This is a genomic window from Mesorhizobium sp. CA8 (assembly GCF_020164955.1).
In the GTDB taxonomy this organism is placed as follows: domain Bacteria; phylum Pseudomonadota; class Alphaproteobacteria; order Rhizobiales; family Rhizobiaceae; genus Mesorhizobium.
In genome coordinates this window covers 149,233-167,084 of the sequence record NZ_JAIUHG010000004.1, presented here as the reverse complement: position 1 = coordinate 167,084, position 17,852 = coordinate 149,233, and the positions used below count along the sequence as shown (strand labels likewise).

Annotated in this window: 17 protein-coding genes; 9 read left to right on the top strand and 8 right to left on the bottom strand. The window is 65.0% G+C overall.

Going from position 1 to position 17,852, the window contains the following annotated elements:
• Positions 1–56 precede the first annotated feature (56 nt).
• The 5 genes from LB553_RS06640 (at position 57) to LB553_RS06620 (ending at position 3,763) form a co-directional block, all read left to right on the top strand.
• Positions 57–206, top strand: coding sequence for a DUF3096 domain-containing protein (locus LB553_RS06640; protein WP_023729728.1), 150 nt, complete (start codon positions 57–59; stop codon positions 204–206).
• A gap of 148 nt (positions 207–354) precedes the next feature.
• On the top strand, positions 355–579 hold the full coding sequence (locus LB553_RS06635) for an aa3-type cytochrome c oxidase subunit IV (RefSeq protein ID WP_041000220.1): 225 nt from the start codon (positions 355–357) through the stop codon (positions 577–579).
• 85 nt (positions 580–664) lie between these two features.
• Positions 665–1,945 carry a Re/Si-specific NAD(P)(+) transhydrogenase subunit alpha gene (locus tag LB553_RS06630; RefSeq protein ID WP_224511724.1) on the top strand — a complete coding sequence of 427 codons (1,281 nt, stop codon included), beginning with the start codon at positions 665–667 and terminating at the stop codon, positions 1,943–1,945.
• Complete coding sequence (locus LB553_RS06625) at positions 1,945–2,364, top strand: NAD(P) transhydrogenase subunit alpha (protein WP_140545871.1); 420 nt, start codon at positions 1,945–1,947, stop codon at positions 2,362–2,364. Before LB553_RS06630 ends, LB553_RS06625 begins: the two co-directional genes overlap by 1 nt.
• Position 2,365: 1 nt before the next feature.
• Positions 2,366–3,763: an NAD(P)(+) transhydrogenase (Re/Si-specific) subunit beta gene (locus LB553_RS06620; RefSeq protein ID WP_224511720.1), complete on the top strand. Its 1,398-nt coding sequence runs from the start codon at positions 2,366–2,368 to the stop codon at positions 3,761–3,763.
• Between the two features lie 79 nt (positions 3,764–3,842).
• Here the strand turns inward: LB553_RS06620 and gyrB are convergent, their stop codons facing one another.
• Both gyrB and LB553_RS06610 read right to left on the bottom strand, forming a co-directional pair.
• A complete protein-coding gene (gene gyrB / locus LB553_RS06615) occupies positions 3,843–6,314 on the bottom strand; it encodes a DNA topoisomerase (ATP-hydrolyzing) subunit B (protein ID WP_224511717.1) in 2,472 nt (823 codons plus the stop codon).
• A gap of 240 nt (positions 6,315–6,554) precedes the next feature.
• Positions 6,555–7,127, bottom strand: coding sequence for an NADPH-dependent FMN reductase (locus LB553_RS06610; RefSeq protein WP_224511715.1), 573 nt, complete (start codon positions 7,125–7,127; stop codon positions 6,555–6,557).
• Positions 7,128–7,308: 181 nt separating this feature from the next.
• Here LB553_RS06610 and LB553_RS06605 point away from each other — a divergent pair, with 181 nt between their 5' ends.
• On the top strand, positions 7,309–8,679 hold the full coding sequence (locus LB553_RS06605) for a cytochrome P450 (protein ID WP_224511714.1): 1,371 nt from the start codon (positions 7,309–7,311) through the stop codon (positions 8,677–8,679).
• Positions 8,680–8,789: 110 nt separating this feature from the next.
• Here the strand turns inward: LB553_RS06605 and LB553_RS06600 are convergent, their stop codons facing one another.
• The 6 genes from LB553_RS06600 to LB553_RS06575 all read right to left on the bottom strand — a co-directional run bounded on the left by LB553_RS06600 (position 8,790) and on the right by LB553_RS06575 (position 14,496).
• A complete protein-coding gene (locus LB553_RS06600; protein ID WP_224511712.1) occupies positions 8,790–9,773 on the bottom strand; it encodes a complex I NDUFA9 subunit family protein in 984 nt (327 codons plus the stop codon).
• Between the two features lie 254 nt (positions 9,774–10,027).
• Entirely contained in the window at positions 10,028–11,029 is a 1,002-nt protein-coding gene (locus LB553_RS06595; protein WP_224511710.1) for an Ldh family oxidoreductase, read from the bottom strand.
• A 133-nt stretch (positions 11,030–11,162) separates the two neighbouring features.
• On the bottom strand, positions 11,163–11,972 hold the full coding sequence (locus tag LB553_RS06590; RefSeq protein ID WP_224511708.1) for an ABC transporter permease: 810 nt from the start codon (positions 11,970–11,972) through the stop codon (positions 11,163–11,165).
• Positions 11,972–12,682: an ABC transporter permease gene (locus LB553_RS06585; RefSeq protein ID WP_224511707.1), complete on the bottom strand. Its 711-nt coding sequence runs from the start codon at positions 12,680–12,682 to the stop codon at positions 11,972–11,974. The genes LB553_RS06590 and LB553_RS06585 overlap by 1 nt, the downstream gene beginning before the upstream one ends.
• 147 nt (positions 12,683–12,829) lie before the next feature.
• Positions 12,830–13,627, bottom strand: a complete 798-nt coding sequence (locus LB553_RS06580; protein ID WP_224511705.1) for a transporter substrate-binding domain-containing protein — start codon at positions 13,625–13,627, stop codon at positions 12,830–12,832.
• Between the two features lie 53 nt (positions 13,628–13,680).
• Positions 13,681–14,496 (bottom strand): ABC transporter ATP-binding protein, encoded by an 816-nt coding sequence (locus LB553_RS06575; protein ID WP_318011479.1) that lies wholly within the window; start codon positions 14,494–14,496, stop codon positions 13,681–13,683.
• Between the two features lie 210 nt (positions 14,497–14,706).
• Here LB553_RS06575 and LB553_RS06570 point away from each other — a divergent pair, with 210 nt between their 5' ends.
• The 3 genes from LB553_RS06570 to LB553_RS06560 are packed head-to-tail and all read left to right on the top strand — an operon-like array spanning position 14,707 to position 17,800.
• The gene (locus LB553_RS06570; protein ID WP_224511703.1) at positions 14,707–15,579 is read left to right on the top strand and encodes a dimethylarginine dimethylaminohydrolase family protein; all 873 of its coding nucleotides are present in this window, start codon (positions 14,707–14,709) and stop codon (positions 15,577–15,579) included.
• Positions 15,549–16,223, top strand: a complete 675-nt coding sequence (locus LB553_RS06565) for a TetR family transcriptional regulator C-terminal domain-containing protein (protein ID WP_224511701.1) — start codon at positions 15,549–15,551, stop codon at positions 16,221–16,223. The genes LB553_RS06570 and LB553_RS06565 overlap by 31 nt, the downstream gene beginning before the upstream one ends.
• Positions 16,220–17,800 carry a 5-guanidino-2-oxopentanoate decarboxylase gene (locus tag LB553_RS06560; RefSeq protein ID WP_224511700.1) on the top strand — a complete coding sequence of 527 codons (1,581 nt, stop codon included), beginning with the start codon at positions 16,220–16,222 and terminating at the stop codon, positions 17,798–17,800. The genes LB553_RS06565 and LB553_RS06560 overlap by 4 nt, the downstream gene beginning before the upstream one ends.
• Positions 17,801–17,852: the final 52 nt, after the last annotated feature.

Sequence of the window (17,852 nt, the reverse complement as noted above, 5' to 3'; positions counted from 1 at the left end):
TCCGCTCCGCAGCCCGCCTGACGGGCGATTGCCTGCCGAATGAAAGGATCCCCGACATGACCATCCACTCGCTCGCGCTGACGCCGCTGATCTCGCTGATCGCCGGCGTGCTGATCCTGGTGATGCCGCGGCTCCTCAACTACATCGTCGCGCTTTACCTGATCGTTGTCGGCCTGCTCGGCCTTTTTCCCCATCTCGCCGGCTGAAATCCCACTCGCCGCGCGGACGAAGCCACGGCGTTCAATTTCAACATTCGTTTGAGGCTGTTGTCGCAGGCTGTGCGGCAATAGCGCCATTGCTCTTGGTTCGGCTTTTCGCTATGTGCCTCAAAGGCATTTTCGAAGGGGTACTTCCATGGCTGATCACTCGCCGACCGGTCCTGTCGAGCTTGGCGCGCAAATGGACTATGCCGAGCACGATCGTACCTACAAGGCCTTCCTCGGCCTGGCCAAATACGGCTCGCTGGTCTGTGCAGCCATCCTTATTGCAATGGCCTTCGGCTTCTTCGTCGGCGGCTTCTTTTCGGCGACCATCCTGTTCATCCTGATCATGGCCGTCGGCGCTCTCATTCTGCGGTAGATTTCCCAAGCCAATTGCACTTGACGTCACCGGACGTCCCGGCCGACGCCTTGCGCATCAAGGTTCCAGCCGAAAGGATAATCCGGTGGGACAAACAGTATTCATCCCTCGTGAGGTTGACCCGAACGAGCCGCGCGTCGCGGCCTCGCCGGAGACGGTGAAACGGCTAGTGGGCCTGGGCTTCGACGTGATCGTCGAGAAGGGCGCCGGCCTCGGCTCCCGCATCCCGGACCGGGATTTTGCTGCTGCCGGCGGCGCCATCGGAACGGCGGCCGACGCCAAAAAGGCCGATGTGGTGCTGAAAGTGCGCCGGCCGACGGATGCCGAGTTGAAGGGCTACAAGTCCGGCACCGCCGTCATCGCCATCATGGATCCCTACGGCAACGACGCCGCTGTTGCTGCGCTCGCCAGTGCAGGGGTCACCGCCTTTTCGATGGAGTTCATGCCGCGCATCACCCGCGCCCAGTCGATGGACGTTTTGTCCTCGCAGGCCAATCTCGCCGGCTACCAGGCGTTGATCGACGCCGCGGCCGAATACGACCGCGCGCTGCCGATGATGATGACGGCGGCGGGCACCGTGCCGGCGGCGAAGGCCTTCATCATGGGCGTCGGCGTCGCCGGCCTGCAGGCGATCGCCACGGCAAGACGGCTTGGCGCGATCGTCACTGCCACCGATGTGCGCCCGGCGGTGAAGGAGCAGGTGCAGTCGCTCGGCGCAAAATTCCTGGCCGTCGAGGACGAGGAGTTCAAGGCGGCCGAGACGGCCGGCGGCTACGCCAAGGAAATGTCGAAGGAATACCAGGCCAAGCAGGCGGCGCTGACCGCCGAGCACATCGCCAAGCAGGATATCGTCATCACCACTGCGCTGATCCCTGGACGGCCGGCGCCGAAGCTCATCTCGGCCGCCATGGTCGCCTCGATGAAGCCGGGCTCGGTGATCGTCGATCTTGCGGTGGAGCGCGGCGGCAATGTCGAAGGCGCGGTGCCCGGCAAGGTCGTGACGACGGAGAACGGCGTCAAGATCGTCGGCCATCTCAACGTGCCCGGTCGTGTTGCTGCATCCGCCTCGCTGCTCTACGCCAAGAACCTCTATGCCTTCCTCGAGACGATGGTCGACAAGGCGGCGAAACAGCTTTCGATCAAGCGCGACGACGAGTTGGTCAAGGCGACGATGCTGACCGATGGCGGCAAGGTCGTGCATCCTGCCTTCGCCAAGGCGACGGAAGAGCCGCGCACCGAGCCGGCTGCCATTCCCGCGACGATCATGGTCGCTGAGGCATCGCCAAAACCTGCCGCGAAGAAGGCTGCGACGAAGCAACCCGCCGCAGCCAAGTCGCCCTCGTCCAAGTCGAAAGGGACCGCGTGATGGAACAGCTGCAGAAAGCCCTCGACCAGCTCGATCAGGCGACGGCCGCCGTCCGCCTTGCCGTGCAAGACCTGGCCAACGCGCCCGCAGGCGAGGCTGCCGGTAATGCCGCGCATGCGCTTTCGGGCGGCGCCATCGATCCCTTCGTCTTCCGCTTTGCCATCTTCGTGCTGGCGATCTTCGTCGGCTACTATGTCGTCTGGTCGGTGACGCCGGCGCTGCACACGCCGCTGATGGCCGTCACCAACGCCATCTCCTCGGTCATCGTCGTCGGCGCATTGCTCGCCGTCGGCATCGCCGCTTCCGGCCTTGCCGCGGGCTTCGGCTTCGTCGCCCTGGTGCTGGTTTCGGTCAACATCTTCGGCGGCTTCCTGGTGACCCAGCGTATGCTCGCCATGTACAAGAAGAAGGAAAAGTGACGTGACCGTCAATCTGGCTTCCTTCCTCTATCTCGTCTCCGGCATCCTGTTCATCCTGGCGCTGCGCGGCCTATCGCACCCGACCACCAGCCGCCAGGGCAATCTCTACGGCATGATCGGCATGGGCATTGCCATCGCCACCACGCTGGCGCTGGCGCTGCCTTCGGCCGGCCGCCTCGGCCTGATCGTGCTCGGTCTCGCCATCGGCGGCGGCATCGGCGCGGTCACCGCGCGCCGCATCGCCATGACCTCGATGCCGCAGCTGGTCGCCGCCTTCCACTCGCTCGTCGGTTTTGCCGCCGTCATGGTGGCCGCCGCCGCCATCTATGCTCCGGAAAGCTTTGGCATCGGCACGGCGGGCGACATCCACGCCCAGGCGCTGGTCGAGATGAGCCTTGGTGTGGCCATCGGCGCCATCACATTCACCGGCTCGGTCATCGCCTTCCTCAAGCTCGACGGCCGCATGTCCGGCAAGCCGATCATGATCGGCGCCCGCCACTTGATCAACATCGCGCTCGGCGTCGCCCTGGTGGTGCTGATCGTGCTGCTCGTCACCACCGAATCCAAGCTCGTATTCTGGCTGATCGTCGCCGCTTCGCTGGTGCTCGGCGTGCTCCTGATCATCCCGATCGGCGGCGCCGACATGCCGGTCGTGGTGTCGATGCTGAATTCCTATTCGGGCTGGGCGGCGGCGGCGCTCGGCTTCACCCTCGGCAATCTGGCGCTGATCATCACCGGCGCGCTGGTCGGCTCCTCCGGCGCGATCCTGTCCTACATCATGTGCAAGGGCATGAACCGGAGCTTCATCTCGGTCATCCTCGGCGGCTTCGGCGGCGAGACGGCCGCCGTGGCCAGCGACGGTATCGAGCGAACCGTCAAGCAGGGCTCGGCCGACGACGCGGCTTATCTGATGATGAACGCGCAGAAGGTCATCATCGTGCCCGGCTACGGCATGGCGGTCGCCCAGGCGCAGCATGCGTTGCGCGAGATGGCCGACAAGCTCAAGGCCAACGGCGTCGAAGTGAAATACGCCATCCACCCGGTCGCCGGCCGCATGCCCGGCCACATGAACGTGCTTCTAGCCGAGGCCAACGTGCCCTATGACGAGGTGTTCGAGCTGGAGGACATCAACTCCGAGTTCGCCCAGGCCGACGTCGCCTATGTCATCGGCGCCAACGACGTCACCAACCCGTCCGCGCGCGACGACAAGTCCTCGCCGATCTACGGCATGCCGATCCTCGACGTCGACAAGGCCCGCACCTGCCTGTTCGTCAAGCGCTCGCTCGGCTCCGGCTATGCCGGCATCGACAACACGCTGTTCTATAAGGACGGCACCATGATGCTGCTCGGCGACGCCAAGAAGATGACCGAGGAAATCGTCAAGGCGATGGATCACTGATCCAGCCGCAGTTTCTGCAACAAAAAAGCCCGGTGGATGCCGGGCTTTTTTGTAGCAGAAACTGTCGGCCGAGCCCCGCTCAAATATCCAGATTGGCCACCGACAGTGCATTGTCCTGGATGAACTCGCGCCGTGGCTCCACCTCGTCGCCCATCAGCCGCGAGAACAGCGAGTCCGCGTCCGTCGCGTCGTTGACCTTGACCTGCAACAGCGAGCGCACATTCGGGTCCAGCGTGGTCTCCCAGAGCTGCTCGGCATTCATCTCGCCGAGGCCCTTGTAGCGCTGCATGGTGAGACCCTTGCGGCCGGAGGCGAACACCGCGTTGAGCAGCGCCAGCGGCCCCGAAACCAGCTCCGAGGTTTCTTTCCGACGCAAGCTCGGCTGTTCGCCATAGACTTCCGCCAGGCGCGGCGCGTAGCGGTCGAGCTGGCGCGCATCGGCCGAATTGATCAGCCCGCCATCGAGCTGCACCACGTCCTTGACGCCGCGCACGGTACGCTCGAAGACATAGCCGCCCGAGCCGTCATTGGAGGTTGACAGCCGGCCGGTCCAGCCGCGCTCGGTTTCCTCGGCGATCATGTCGAGACGCAGGGAGACGCGCTCCGCCATGGCGTTGGCGCGGCCGAGATCGGCAAGCACATCGGCGTTGAGCGCGCCGGCGATCGCCGCCTGCTCGACGACGCTGCGGTTGTAGCGTGTGTGCAGCCCGTTGATCAGCTGGCGCACCGCCAGCGCGTCGTCGATTGAGGCGCGCAGGTCCTGCCCCGTCCGCACCTCGCCGGAGGCGAGCACCAGCGAGGCCTCATCCAGCCCGGACTCGATCAGGTATTCCTCATAGGCGCTCTCGTCCTTGAGATATTGCGAGCTCTTGCCCCGCGTCACTTTGTAGAGCGGCGGCTGGGCGATGTAGAGATGGCCGCGCTCGATCAGCTCCGGCATCTGCCGGAAGAAGAAGGTGAGCAACAGCGTGCGGATGTGGGCGCCGTCGACGTCGGCGTCGGTCATCAGGATGATCTTGTGGTAGCGCAGCTTGTCGGCGTTGAACTCGTCCTTACCGATAGAGGTGCCGAGCGCGGTGATCAGCGTGCCGATCATTTCGGAGGAGAGCATGCGGTCGAAGCGCGCCCGTTCGACGTTGAGGATCTTGCCGCGCAGCGGCAGGATCGCTTGGTTCTGGCGCGAGCGACCGCCCTTGGCGGAGCCGCCGGCCGAGTCACCCTCGACGATGAAGATTTCCGATTTTGCCGGGTCGCGCTCCTGGCAGTCGGCGAGCTTGCCGGGCAGCGAGGTGACGCCGAGCGTGCTCTTGCGCGTGATGTCGCGCGCCTTGCGCGCAGCTTCGCGCGCCGCGGCCGCCTGGATCACCTTCTCGACCACGACCCTGCCTTCGCTCGGATGCTCTTCCAGCCAGGTGCCGAGCGCCTCGTTGACTAGGCTCTCCACCACCGGGCGCACCTCGGACGAGACCAGCTTGTCCTTGGTCTGCGAGGAGAATTTCGGGTCCGGCACCTTGACCGATAAAACCGCGGTCAGGCCTTCGCGGCAATCGTCGCCAGTCAGCGACACCTTTTCCTTCTTGGTCTGGCCGGAGGCTTCGCCATAGCCGGTGATCTGCCGGGTCAGCGCCGCGCGGAAGCCCGCCAGATGCGTGCCGCCGTCGCGCTGCGGAATGTTGTTGGTGAAGGCCAGCACATTCTCGTGGTAGCTGTCGTTCCACCACATCGCGACCTCGACGGTGATGCCGTCGCGCTCGGCGCGGATGGCGATCGGCGTCTCGATCAGCGGCTTCTTCACCCGGTCGAGATATTTGACGAACTCTTCCAGGCCGCCGTCATAGTGCAGCTCATGGCGAACCAGGTCGGCATGGCGCGCATCGGTCAGGATGATGTGCACGCCGGAATTGAGGAAGGCAAGCTCGCGCAGGCGATGCTCCAACGTGCCGAAATCGAATTCGATCATGCTGAAGGTTTCGGCCGACGGGAAGAAGGTAATCTCGCTGCCGCTGCGGCCCTCATAAGTGCCGGGCTGTTTGTTCTGCTCATATGTGCCGGTCACCTTCAACGGCGCGTCGGCATTGCCATGCGTGAAGCTCATCTCGAAGATTTCGCCGTTGCGGCGGATCTTCAGCTTGAGCCATGCGGAAAGCGCGTTGACCACCGAGACGCCGACGCCGTGCAGGCCGCCGGAAACCTTGTAGGAGTTCTGGTCGAATTTGCCGCCGGCATGCAGCTGCGTCATGATCACTTCGGCTGCCGAAACACCCTCTGAGGAGTGGATATCGGTCGGAATGCCGCGGCCATTGTCGATTACGGTCACCGAACCATCGGGGTTGAGCGTCACTGAAACGAGGTCGGCGTGGCCCGCCAGCGCCTCATCGATGGCGTTGTCCACCACCTCATAGACCATGTGATGCAGGCCCGAGCCGTCATCGGTGTCGCCGATATACATGCCTGGACGCTTGCGCACGGCATCCAACCCCTTCAAAACCTTGATGGAATCGGCGCCGTACTCGGCTTCCACGCCAATGGCGCTTTCGGTCTGGTCGCTCATGAATACCTGTCTGATTGATGTCGATGGTCCGGCGCGGGAAAGTCACCCCGAATCGCGCCGTTTTGATGTCCTAGATATAGGCGCAAACGGCTGGTTTTCCAAGGTTTGCGGCCATTTTGCCGGCTTGGCGAGTGGTCTTTCCAGGCCGGCGCGGGATGCTGGCCTGTGCAGGTGGGCATTCGATCGCGAAAGCCGCGCCGATACGCAGCCTCGCAAGTGCCGCACTGGAGGCTTCCGTGCCTATGCGGCGGCCCGCAATGTCTTCAGGGCCTCGCTCCAGCGGGACAACTCGTCGAGCATCGTCTTTGCGCCTCCCAGCACCTGTTCGCTGGGATGGTATGCGCGGTTCTGGTCAAGCAGCGTCGCATAAGCCGGCAGCGCCACGCCTTCCGGGATCGGCATGACGCCGACGGAGGTGAGCAGTGGCTTCAGCGCCTGCGCCGCGCGCAGGCCGCCTGACACGCCGCCATAGCTGAAGATCGCTGCCGGCTTGTAGCGCCATTCATGGATAAGATAGTCGATGGCGTTCACGATCGCGGGCGCCACGAAGTAGTTGTACTCAGGCGCCACGAATACGAAGGCGTCGGCGGCGTCGATCGCCTTCGACCAGGCCTTGGTATGGTCGTTCTCATATTTGCGCAGGCGCGGGTGGTGCGGCTCGTCGAGGATCGGCAGGTTGAACGCGGCAATGTCGGTCAGCACCGGCTCGAACTTGCCGTGCTCGCGCGCGAAGCCCTCCAGCCATTCGCCGAAGATCGGACCGGCGCGCCCCGGTCGCGTGCTGCCGATGATGATGTCCAGACGATGCTTCATGGGGGGCTCCTGCTTGGCGGTATCCATTGGTGACTAACGCAGGCGGCCGCCGGTAACAAGCAGCGATTGGCTGATACTGGTCACATTCCGTCGAGACGTGGCGATCGTATGCTGCCGCCCGGTCACATGGACGCCGGTCTTGTCGGGCACTACATTCGGCGCTGACAGCGGAGCATGCTTCATGGACACCAAGCCCGCCCCTTTCGTGCCGCCGGCGCCAAAGCCGCGCACAAAGCCGCCTTCGACGCTGGAGATGATGCGCATCGTCTACCGCAATCCGCTCGAGCTGTGGGGCGAGCATACCTACAACGAGCCCTGGATCTCGGTGACCGGCATCGGCGGCCCTCTGGTCATCGCCAACGATCCCGGCCTCATCCGCCATGTGCTGATCGATAACGCCAAGAATTACAAGATGGCGACTGTGCGCCAGCTGATCCTGCGCCCGATCCTGCGCGACGGGCTGCTGACCGCCGAAGGCGAGGTGTGGAGGCGCTCGCGCAAGGCGATGGCGCCGGTGTTCACACCGCGCCACATCTTCGGCTTCGCCGGGCCGATGCTGAAGCGCACGCTGGATTTCGTCACCCGCTACGAGGTCGGCGGCATGACCGATGTCGCGCATGACATGACGCTGCTCACCTACGACATCCTCGCCGAAACGCTGTTTTCCGGCGAGATCGCCGGCGAGCCCGGCAGCTTCGCCAAGGAGATCGACCGCCTGTTCGAGACCATGGGCCGTGTCGACCCGCTTGACCTTCTGCGCGCGCCGGAATGGCTGCCGCGGCTAACCCGCATCCGCGGCCGCAAGACCATGGCCTATTTCCGCAATATCGTGGCCAACACAGTGAAGATGCGCGAGGAGCGGCTGAAGCGCGATCCCGACGGCGTGCCGCAGGATTTTCTCACGCTTCTGCTGCGCGCCGAGGGGCCGGACGGGCTGACCCGCGCCGAGGTCGAGGACAACATCATCACCTTCATCGGCGCCGGCCATGAGACGACCGCGCGGGCGCTGGGCTGGACCATCTATTGCCTCGCCGAGGCGCCCTGGGAGCGCGACAAGGTCGAGCAGGAGATCGACGTCGTGCTGGCGCGCGAGCCCGATCCGACCAAGTGGCTGGATGCCATGCCGCTCACCCGCGCCGCTTTCGAGGAGGCGCTGCGGCTCTATCCGCCGGCGCCCTCGATCAACCGCGAGCCGATCGAGCCGGAGACCTGGAACGGTCTCTATATCCCGAAATATGCCGCCGTGCTGGTGATGCCCTGGGTCGTGCATCGCCACAGAAAACTCTGGGACAGGCCGGACGCCTTCCTGCCGGAGCGCTTCCACCCGGAAAACCGCGACCGGATCGATCGCTTCCAGTACCTGCCCTTTGGTGCCGGCCCGCGCGTCTGCATCGGCGCCAGCTTCGCCATGCAGGAGGCGATCATCGCGCTGGCGATCCTGCTGTCACGCTTCCGCTTCGATGTGACGGCTGAGACCCGGCCGTGGCCGGTGCAGAAGCTCACCACGCAGCCGCAGGGCGGCCTGCCAATGCAGGTCTCCCGGCGGGCGTAGAGACTGTTTCTAGAGCATGGTCCCGAAAAGTGGGAACCGGTTTTCGGAAAAGATCATGCTTTGACAAAAAGTTAGATCAGTGTGGCGATTCAACGAAACGTCATCCTGATCTAACGGTCGGCGATCGGCCGGCGCTGCTGGAATTGGCCGGCGGCGCGGAAGCGCCAGAGATAGCTGGGCAGGATGGTGGCGATCGCCTGCGGCTGGATGCCCAGCCCGGCAAGCGTCCTCGCGGCCTTGACGGCTTCGTCCGAGACCACGTTGTCCTCACGTAACTGCAGCACCTGGTCCTTGGTCAAGAGCGGATTGGGCAGCAGCTGAAGGATCGACGCCTGGATGTTCGCCACCCACCACGGCACCGGCACCAGGAGGCGCCTGCGGTCGATCACGGCAAGCATTTCCTCCATGCATTCCTTGAAGGTCAGCACCTGCGGGCCGCCGAGTTCATAAATCTGGCCGCCCTTGACATTGCCGTCGACCGAGCGCGCGATCGCTTCGGCGACGTCGCCGACATAGACCGGCTGCAGCTTGTTCTGCCCGCCGCCGATCAGCGGCAGGATGGGCGACAGGCGCGCCATGCCGGCGAAGCGGTTGAAGAAGCGGTCCTCCGGTCCGAAATTGATCGACGGCCGGAAGATGACGGCATCCTGAATCGTCTCGAATACCGCCTTTTCGCCCAGCGCCTTGGTGCGGGCGTACTCGGACGGCGAATTGAGATCGGCGCCGAGCGCCGAGATCTGGGTGAGGCCGGCGCCGACCGAGCGCGCGGCCTCACCGACGGCGCGCGCGCCGAAATCGTGCACGGCGCCGAATTTCTGGCGCCCGGTCTCATGCAGGATGGCGACCAGGTTGACGACATGGTCGGCGCCCTGCACGGCGCGGTCCACCGACCAGCGCACGCGCACATTGGCCTGCACGGGCTGGATCTGGCCGACATTGCCGAGCGGCTGCACATGGCCGGCAAGGTCGGGCCGCCGGCAGGCGACCCGGATGCGATAGCCGCGCTTGGCGAGCGCGCGCACGACATGGCGACCGACGAAGCCCGAGCCGCCGAAGACGACGACGAGCTTGGGGGTCTGCAGGATTTCGGTCATGACTGGCTCCGCGCGAATGCTTGGCTGAAGCCGTTTCTTAATCCGTTTCTCGCCAAAGGCAAAGAGCGACCGGAAGTCGCCGTCGGCTTGATTTCGCTGCTCTCAAGAAGCAGGGGTTTTCCGGGCAGTGTCCACGCCTAAACGCCTGGCGCAGCACCGCCAACCGCGAGCCGGACAAAGCCAAGGCGGCTCGCGGCGTCGAGTGCCGGATATGGGTGCGCCAGGCCGGGAAAAGTGCAACAGGGCAGCGAAAATCAGGCCGAATAGCGCTCGGCGAATTCCGAAATGCGCTGCACGACGGCTCTGGATGTGGTGATGCCACGCGCCTTTGCCTTCTCCGCGGCTTCGGCGCGAGAGCGGCCGGGAATATGCACGCCATAACGCCGCCGCAGCCGGTCGAGCTGGTCCTTCATGCGCCGCTCGAAATCCGGGTCGAGCAGTTTTGGCTCGATGGCCAGAACGAAAAGGCCGGTGCCGGGGCTCTCCACCCCATCGGTGAACCAGGGCGCGTCGAGCGACCAGTTGGCGCCGGAAATGCCTGCGGCCAGCACTTCGACCATCAAGGCGATGTTGGCGCCGCGCTGGCCGCCAAAGGCAAGCATCGCGCCTTTCATCGCTGCCGCAGGATCGGTGGTCGGGTTGCCGCTGGCATCCAGCGCCCAGCCTTCGGGGATCTTCTTGCCGTCCTCGGCCGCTTTGCGGATGTTGACGAAGGCGGTGGCGCTCGATGACTGATCGATGACCAGCGGCGGCCCCTCGCCGGCGGGCGACGCAAAGGACATCGGATTGGTGCAATAGACCGGCTTGACCGAGCCCGAGCCGGCAAGCACTGCCGGCCCGTTGGTGGCGGCGAAGGACACCAGCCCCTGTTCCGCCAGCCGACCGGTGAAATAGCCGAGCGCCCCGCACGTATAGGCGTTCTTCTGCGAGAAGATCGAGACGCCGAACAGTTTTGCCGCCTTGACCAGGTCGTCGATCGTGCGGTCGAAGCCGGTATGGGCAAGACCGCGGCGCGCGTCGGAGAGATAGACTGCAAGCGCCGGCCGGGTGATCACCGGATCGGCATTGCCGTCGATGCGGCCGGCTTCGAGCGCCTCCAGATAGTCGATGAAATGCGACAACCCCACCGTCGACAGGCCTTCGGCTTCGGCGGCGATAATCGAGGCGGTCAGCGACTGTGCCGCCTCCTCATTGGCGCCGGCGCCAAGCGCCGCCATCCGGCATAGGCCTGTTGCCTGGGCGAGGGTGATTTGCATCGTGGCCGTCCTAAGGGAGTAGGGGAGTAGGGGAGTAGGGGGAAATTATGGAGCGAATAACGAATGGGGGTGGAATTGTGAATGCGGATCCTGGCTAAACACTCCCCTACTCCCCTACTCCCCTACTCCCCTACTATCCGATCTTGACCGGAATCCGCGCCTCGATCCGGCTGAAGACGAAGACCAGGATGCCGGTGATCGTCATATAGATCAGCGCCAGGAGCAGCAAAGGCTCGTAGGTCAGATAGGTGTCCTGGCGCACCTTGGAGGAGACGGCGAAGATATCGATGACGCTGATCGTCGCCACCAGCGGTGTCGACTTCAGCTGCAGCACCGTCTCGCCGGTCAGCGTCGGCAGCGCCCGGTAGAAGGCTTGCGGCAGCCAGATGCGGCGGAAGATTTTCCAGCGGCTCATGCCGAAGGCGCGAGCGGCCTCGAGCTGGCCTCTCGGAACGCCGGCGAAGGCGCCGCGCATCACCTCGCCCTCATAGCCGGCGAAGGAAAAGGTCAGCGCCACCACGGCATAGGGCCAGGCCTGCCTGAGATACGGCCATAGCCAGGATTCACGGATCCACGGATATTGCGGAAAGATCGAGCCGAGGCCGTAGTAGAGCAGCCAGAGCTGCAGGAGCAGCGGCGTTCCCCGGATGATGGTGCAGAAGGCTTTTGCCGGCGCCGAGAACCAGATCGGTCCTCCGGCCTGGGCGAGCCCGAGCGGCACCGCAAGCGCAAAGCCCAGCGCGCAGGTGACGGCGAGGATCCAGAGCGACCGCCATAGACCTATCAGGCCCATTTCCCAATATTGCGGCAGCCAGTCCCAGCGCATGAAGAAGGCTGCGCAGAGCACCAGCGCCAACGCGATCAGGATAAGAACGATGCGGTGCGGCTTGAGCCAGATTGAGGCCCGCGCCGCCATGTTTATCGCGACGGCTTCGGCCGACATCAGCGCGCCTCCTTGACGGAGGGCATGCCGCGCCGCGACCAGGCTTCGACGCGGCCGATGATCAGGTTGGAGAAGAGCGTGAGCGCGAGATAGAGCGCGCCGGCCGCAAGGTAGAAGAGCAGATAGGCCTTGGTGACGCCGGCCGCCTGGCGCGTCGCCAGCGTCAGTTCGAAGAAGCCGACGACGGCAAGCAGCGCGGTGTCCTTCGTGGCGATCAGCCAAAGATTGGCAAGGCCGGGGATGGCGAAGGGCAGCATGGCCGGCAGCGTGATGCGCCGCAGCATCAGGCCGGGCGACATCCCGTAGGCGCGGGCGGCCTCGATCTGGCCTTGCGGGATGGCGAGGATAGCGCCGCGGATGACTTCGGTCGAATAGGCGCCCTGCACGAAACCCAGCACGAAAATGCCGGCCGCGAGCCCGCTGATGTCGACACGGCTGTAGCCGATCGCCGTCAGCATCTGATTGATGAGATCTGTCCCGGCATAATAGAGCAATAGGATCAGCACCAGTTCCGGCACGGCGCGCACGATGGTCGTGTAGACCGCGAGCAGATCGCGCGTCACCGGGCCGCCATAGAGCTTGCCGAAGGCGCCGGCGGTGCCGATCATGAGGCCGAGGCAGGTGGCGCCTACGGCGATCTCGATCGAATGCAGCAGCCCGACAAGCAGCGTGCCGCCCCAGCCGGGCGCCACGGGCGACAGGAGTTCCATGATGCCGGCCGCGGAGGCCGGAAGAAAGGCATCGATCAGCTTCGCCCCCGGATTGCTGGCAAGCCGCTGATCATCGGATCAGCGACTTGCATGCGTGGCAAGGTCGGGCACGGCGCGCGCCATGCCCTCACTCGTGTGCGAGAGGGCTCAGTTCGACTGCGTGGCGCCGCCATAGATGTCGAAGTCGAAATATTTCTTCGAGATCTCGTCATACTTGCCGTTGGCGCGGATCGCCTTGATGCCGGCGTTGAACTTTTCCTTGAGCGCGGTGTCTTCCTTGCGGACGCCGACGCCAACGCCCGGTCCGAGCACTTCGTCGTCCGGGGCCACCATGCCCTTCAGGTCGCAGCAGGCCTTGCCCTGGTCGGTCTTGAGGAATTCGCCGAGCGCGATCGAGTCGGCCTGCACCGCGTCGATACGGCCGGCGGCCAGATCGTTATTGGCTTCGTCCTGCGTCTGGTATTCCTTGATCTCCTGCGCGCCGGTGAAGTGCTTCTTGGCGTAGACCGCATGCACCGTAGACACCTGGACGCCGATCACCTTGCCCTTGAGGTCGTCCGGCGTGGCGCCGAATTTCTGGTCCTTCGGCCCGATGATCGCGGTCGGGGTGTTGTAGTACTTGTCCGAGAAGTCGATCGTCTTCTTGCGTTCGTCGGTGATCGACATGGAGGAGACGATGGCGTCGATCTTCTTGGTGGTCAGCGCCGGGATGATGCCGTCCCAGGCAACCGGCGTGATGACGCAGTCGAGCTTCTCCTCGGCGCAGACGGCGTTGACGAAGTCGATTTCCCAACCCACCCATTTGCCGCTGGCATCGGGCGAGGTGAAGGGCGGATAGGGTTCGGCGGCGATGCCGATCTTGACCTGCTCGGCCTTAGCCACGCCGCCCATCGCTGCGACGCCGATAAGCAGCGCCGCGGCGAAGGTCTTGAGAACAGTCTTCATGTCAGGACTCCCAGTTTGTTGTTGTTCCCGGTTTTTCGCTCCGCTGATGCCGGCTAGCCGACATTGCGGAGGAATTGTTTGAGCCTTTCGGATTTGGGAGCGCCGAACAATTGTTCCGGCGGACCTTCTTCCTCGACCAGCCCGTTGTAGAGATAGACGACATGCGTCGCGACCTCGCGGGCGAACTTCATTTCATGCGTCACCAGCACCATGGTGCGCCCCTCGCGCGCCAGGTCGCCGATCACCTTCAGCACCTCGCCGACCAGCTCGGGATCGAGCGCCGACGTCGGCTCGTCGAACAGCATGACGCGCGGATTGATCGCCAGCGCCCGGGCGATCGCGGCGCGCTGCTGCTGTCCGCCGGACAGGAAGGCCGGATAGACGTCGCGCTTCTCCGCCAGCCCGACGCGGGCAAGCAGCTTCTCGGCCTGGGCGATCGCCTCGTTTCGCTTGACGCCCAGTACATGCACCGGAACCTCGATGACGTTCTCGATCAGCGTCATGTGGCTCCACAGGTTGAAATTCTGGAACACCATGCCGAGCCGCGTGCGGATACGCTCGATCTGCCTGCGGTCGGCCGGAACGGTGTGGCCGTGGCTGTCGGCCTTGAGCTTGATCTCCTCGCCATTGACCCGAATGATGCCGCTGGTCGGGTTCTCCAGGCAGTTGATGCAACGCAGAAGCGTCGATTTGCCGGAGCCGGAGCCGCCGATGATGGCGACCACCTCGCCGTCGCGCGCCGACAGCGAAACGCCCTTCAGCACGTGCAGCTGGCCGAACTTCTTATGCAGGTTTTCGACATGGATGGCTTCGGCGGCGCCGTTTTGCGCCTCGCCGGATCGGACTGCGGCAGCTTCCACCGCGCTCACCGGGTGACCTCTATTGGGCCGACGGCAGGTCGTCGAACGTCCATCCGGCTAATCAACATACGCTGTCCTGCCCACTCCAGACTTCAGCATGGACCCGACAGCGCGAGCCCGTCAATCCCGCTCATTACGGCACTTGCGGCGTTGTTGTGCAAGTGTATAAATAGCCTCTCATGAAATTTTTTCGATTTTTTTCAGCATAAAAGGGCATCCATGAGCGCTTTCGGATCACAGTCCATGGCGGCGCCGCTGCGGCGTGTGCTGATGCGTTCGGCAGCCAATGCCATGCGCGACGCCGACAGGGCTGCCTGGCACTATGGGCCGGGGTTCAACCCGGCGAAAGCCGCCGCGCAGCACGCGGCCCTTGCCGAACTGGTGGTGGCTTCCGGCGCCGAGATCGAGTGGATCGAGGACAAGGCCGACGGCCTTTCGGATTCAGTGTTCACGCATGACCCGTCGCTGATGACCGACCGCGGCGCGCTGATCCTGTCCATGGGCAAGCCGTTGCGCGCCAAAGAGCCCTCGCTGCATGAGGAAACCTACAAAAGGCTGGGCATTCCGATCCTCGGCCGCGTCGAGGCTCCCGGCCAAGTCGAAGGTGGCGACTGCGTATGGGTGGATGCCCGCACGCTGGCGATCGGGCGCGGTGTGCGCACCAACCAAGAGGGCATTCAGCAGGTTGCCAACCTGCTGACGCCGCTGGGCATTTCGGTCTACGGCTTCGATCTGCCGCTGTGGCAGGGCGAAGAGGCGTGCCTGCATCTGATGTCGGTGATCAGCCCGCTGGCCGACGACCTCGCCCTGGTCTATTCGCCGCTTTTGCCGGCGCCGTTCTACCAGATGCTGAAGGCGCGGGGCATCCGCCTGGTCGAAGGCGACCCGCAAGAGTTTGCCGCCTCCAATGGCCTCAGCCTGAACGTGCTGCCGACCAGCCCGTTGAAGGTCATTGCCGTGGCAGGGTTCCCAAAGACCAAAGCCGCCATGGAAGCCGCCGGCTGCACGGTCGAGATATTCGAGGCGGATGCGCTCTGCATCGCCTGCGAAGGCGGGCCGACATGCCTGACGCGGCCGATCCTGCGCCAATGAGTGCGCGCCGCAAGTTCCGCCGCGAGGGCGAGGAGCGGCGGCGGCAGGATCTGATCGATGCCACCCTGGACAGCGTGGCGGAACATGGCCTTGAGGGCGCTACCTTGCGCACCATCGCCTTGCGTGCCGGCGTCACCGCCGGGCTGATCCGCCATTATTTCCCCGGCAAGGAAGATTTGCTGCAGGAGGCCTATGCGACATTGATGGGCCGCATGACCGAGCAGGCGAAAGCGGCTTTGGCCATGGAGGACGCCTCGCCTCGCCAACGCCTCGCCGCTTTCGTCACCGCCAACCTCGACGCGCCGATCATCGACCAGCGGGTGTTCTCGCTCTGGGCGACCTTCATCGGCCGCGCCGGAGCGGATCCGACGCTCGCCCGCGCCCATCGCGAAGGCTATCTCGGCTTTCGCAACGAGGTGGAAGCGGTTGTCGCCGAAGTGCTCGCCGCCGAACGGCGCAAGCCGGACGCGGCCGAGCTGCGCCATCATGCCATTGCCATCAACGCGATCATCGACGGGCTCTGGATCGAAGGCTGCCTGGCCGGCGAGATGTTCTCGCCCGGCGAGCTGGCGGCGATCGGCATCAAGGCCGTCGAGGCCGAACTCGGCCTTGGGCCACTTGAGCTAAAGGGAGGAAACCAATGACCACCATCGGCGAGGCGCTGATCACGCTGCTCGAGGCGCATGGCGTCGACACTGTTTTCGGCATTCCGGGCGTGCATACGGTCGAGCTCTATCGCGGGCTGGCGCGCTCGAATATCCGCCATGTCACGCCGCGCCACGAGCAGGGCGCCGGCTTCATGGCCGACGGCTATGCGCGCGCCGGCGGCCGGCCGGGCGTCGCCTTCGTCATCACCGGACCGGGCCTCACCAACACCATCACCGCCATGGGCCAGGCGCGCGCCGATTCGGTGCCCATGCTGATCATCTCCGGCGTCAACGCCACCGATACGCTCGGCAAGGGGCTGGGCTTCCTGCATGAACTGCCCGACCAACGCGGCATGATGGAGAAGGTGGCGCTGTCTTCCGAGCGCATTACCGAGGCCGGGCAACTGCCTGGCGCGCTCGCCCGCGCCTTCGCGCTGTTTTCGTCGGCGCGGCCAGGGCCGGTGCATATCGAGATTCCCACCGATGTCATGGTCAAGCCCGCCGACGGCATAGCGGCGGCGCTGAGCAATGCTGCGCCGCCCGCCCCGGACGCGGCGGCGGTCGCCGAAGCGGCGAAGCTGATCAAGACCGCCACCCGCCCGCTTATCCTTTCGGGCGGCGGCGCCAGGAAAGCCGACGCGGCGCTGCGGTGCCTGGCCGAGACGCTTGGCGCGCCCGTCGTCGAGACGGCCAATGCGCGTGGCCTGCTGCATGGCCATCCGCTTTGCGTGCCGGCCAGCCCCAGCCTGAAGGCGGTGCGCGCGTTGATTGCGGACGCCGATCTGGTGATCGCCGCCGGCACCGAGTTCGGCCCGACCGACTATGACGGCTATGGTGATGGCGGCTTTGTGCTGCCGAAGAACCTGATCCGCATCGATATCGGCGCCGACCAGATCGCGCGCCGGCCGGTCACGGTCGGCATCCAGGCCGATTGCGCCGAAGGGATCGAAGCCTTGCTGTCGGCAATCGGGCCGGGTCATGCTGCGGCGAAGGACGGCGAAGTCCGTGCGGCCGCCGCGCGGAGGGCAGCGTGGGCCGAGCTGAAGCCCGAATACCTGGCGCAGGTTCGCGCCGTGGAGATGATCCGCGACGCGCTACCGGGCGCCATCATCGTCGGCGATTCGACCCAGCCGATCTATGCCGCCAACCTCTATTACGACCACGACCGTCCCGGCGGCTGGTTCAACGCCGCGACCGGCTTCGGCGCGCTGGGCTACGGTCCGCCGGCGGCGATCGGCGCGGCACTTGCCGTGCCCGAGGCGCCGGTGGTGTGCCTCACCGGGGATGGCGGCTTCCAGTTCACCTTGCCGGAGATCGGCGCCGCGCTCGACGCCGAGACGCCGGTGATCTTCGTCGTATGGAACAATCGCGGCTATCGCGAGATCGAAACCTCGATGCTCGATGTCGGCGTCGAGCCGGTCGGCGTCTCGCCGGCGCCGCCGGATTTCTGCAAGCTCGCCGAAGCCTACGGCATTGAGGCCGAGCGCCTGACCGGGGTCGGCGGTCTGGTGGAGGCGCTGAAGCGCGCGCGGGCGGCGGCCAAGCCGCGCGTCATCGAAATCACCGTCGACTGAAGGCTGGTGCCACCGTTGTTCGGCCCATGCTGGCGCACCGCCAATTGGCGTC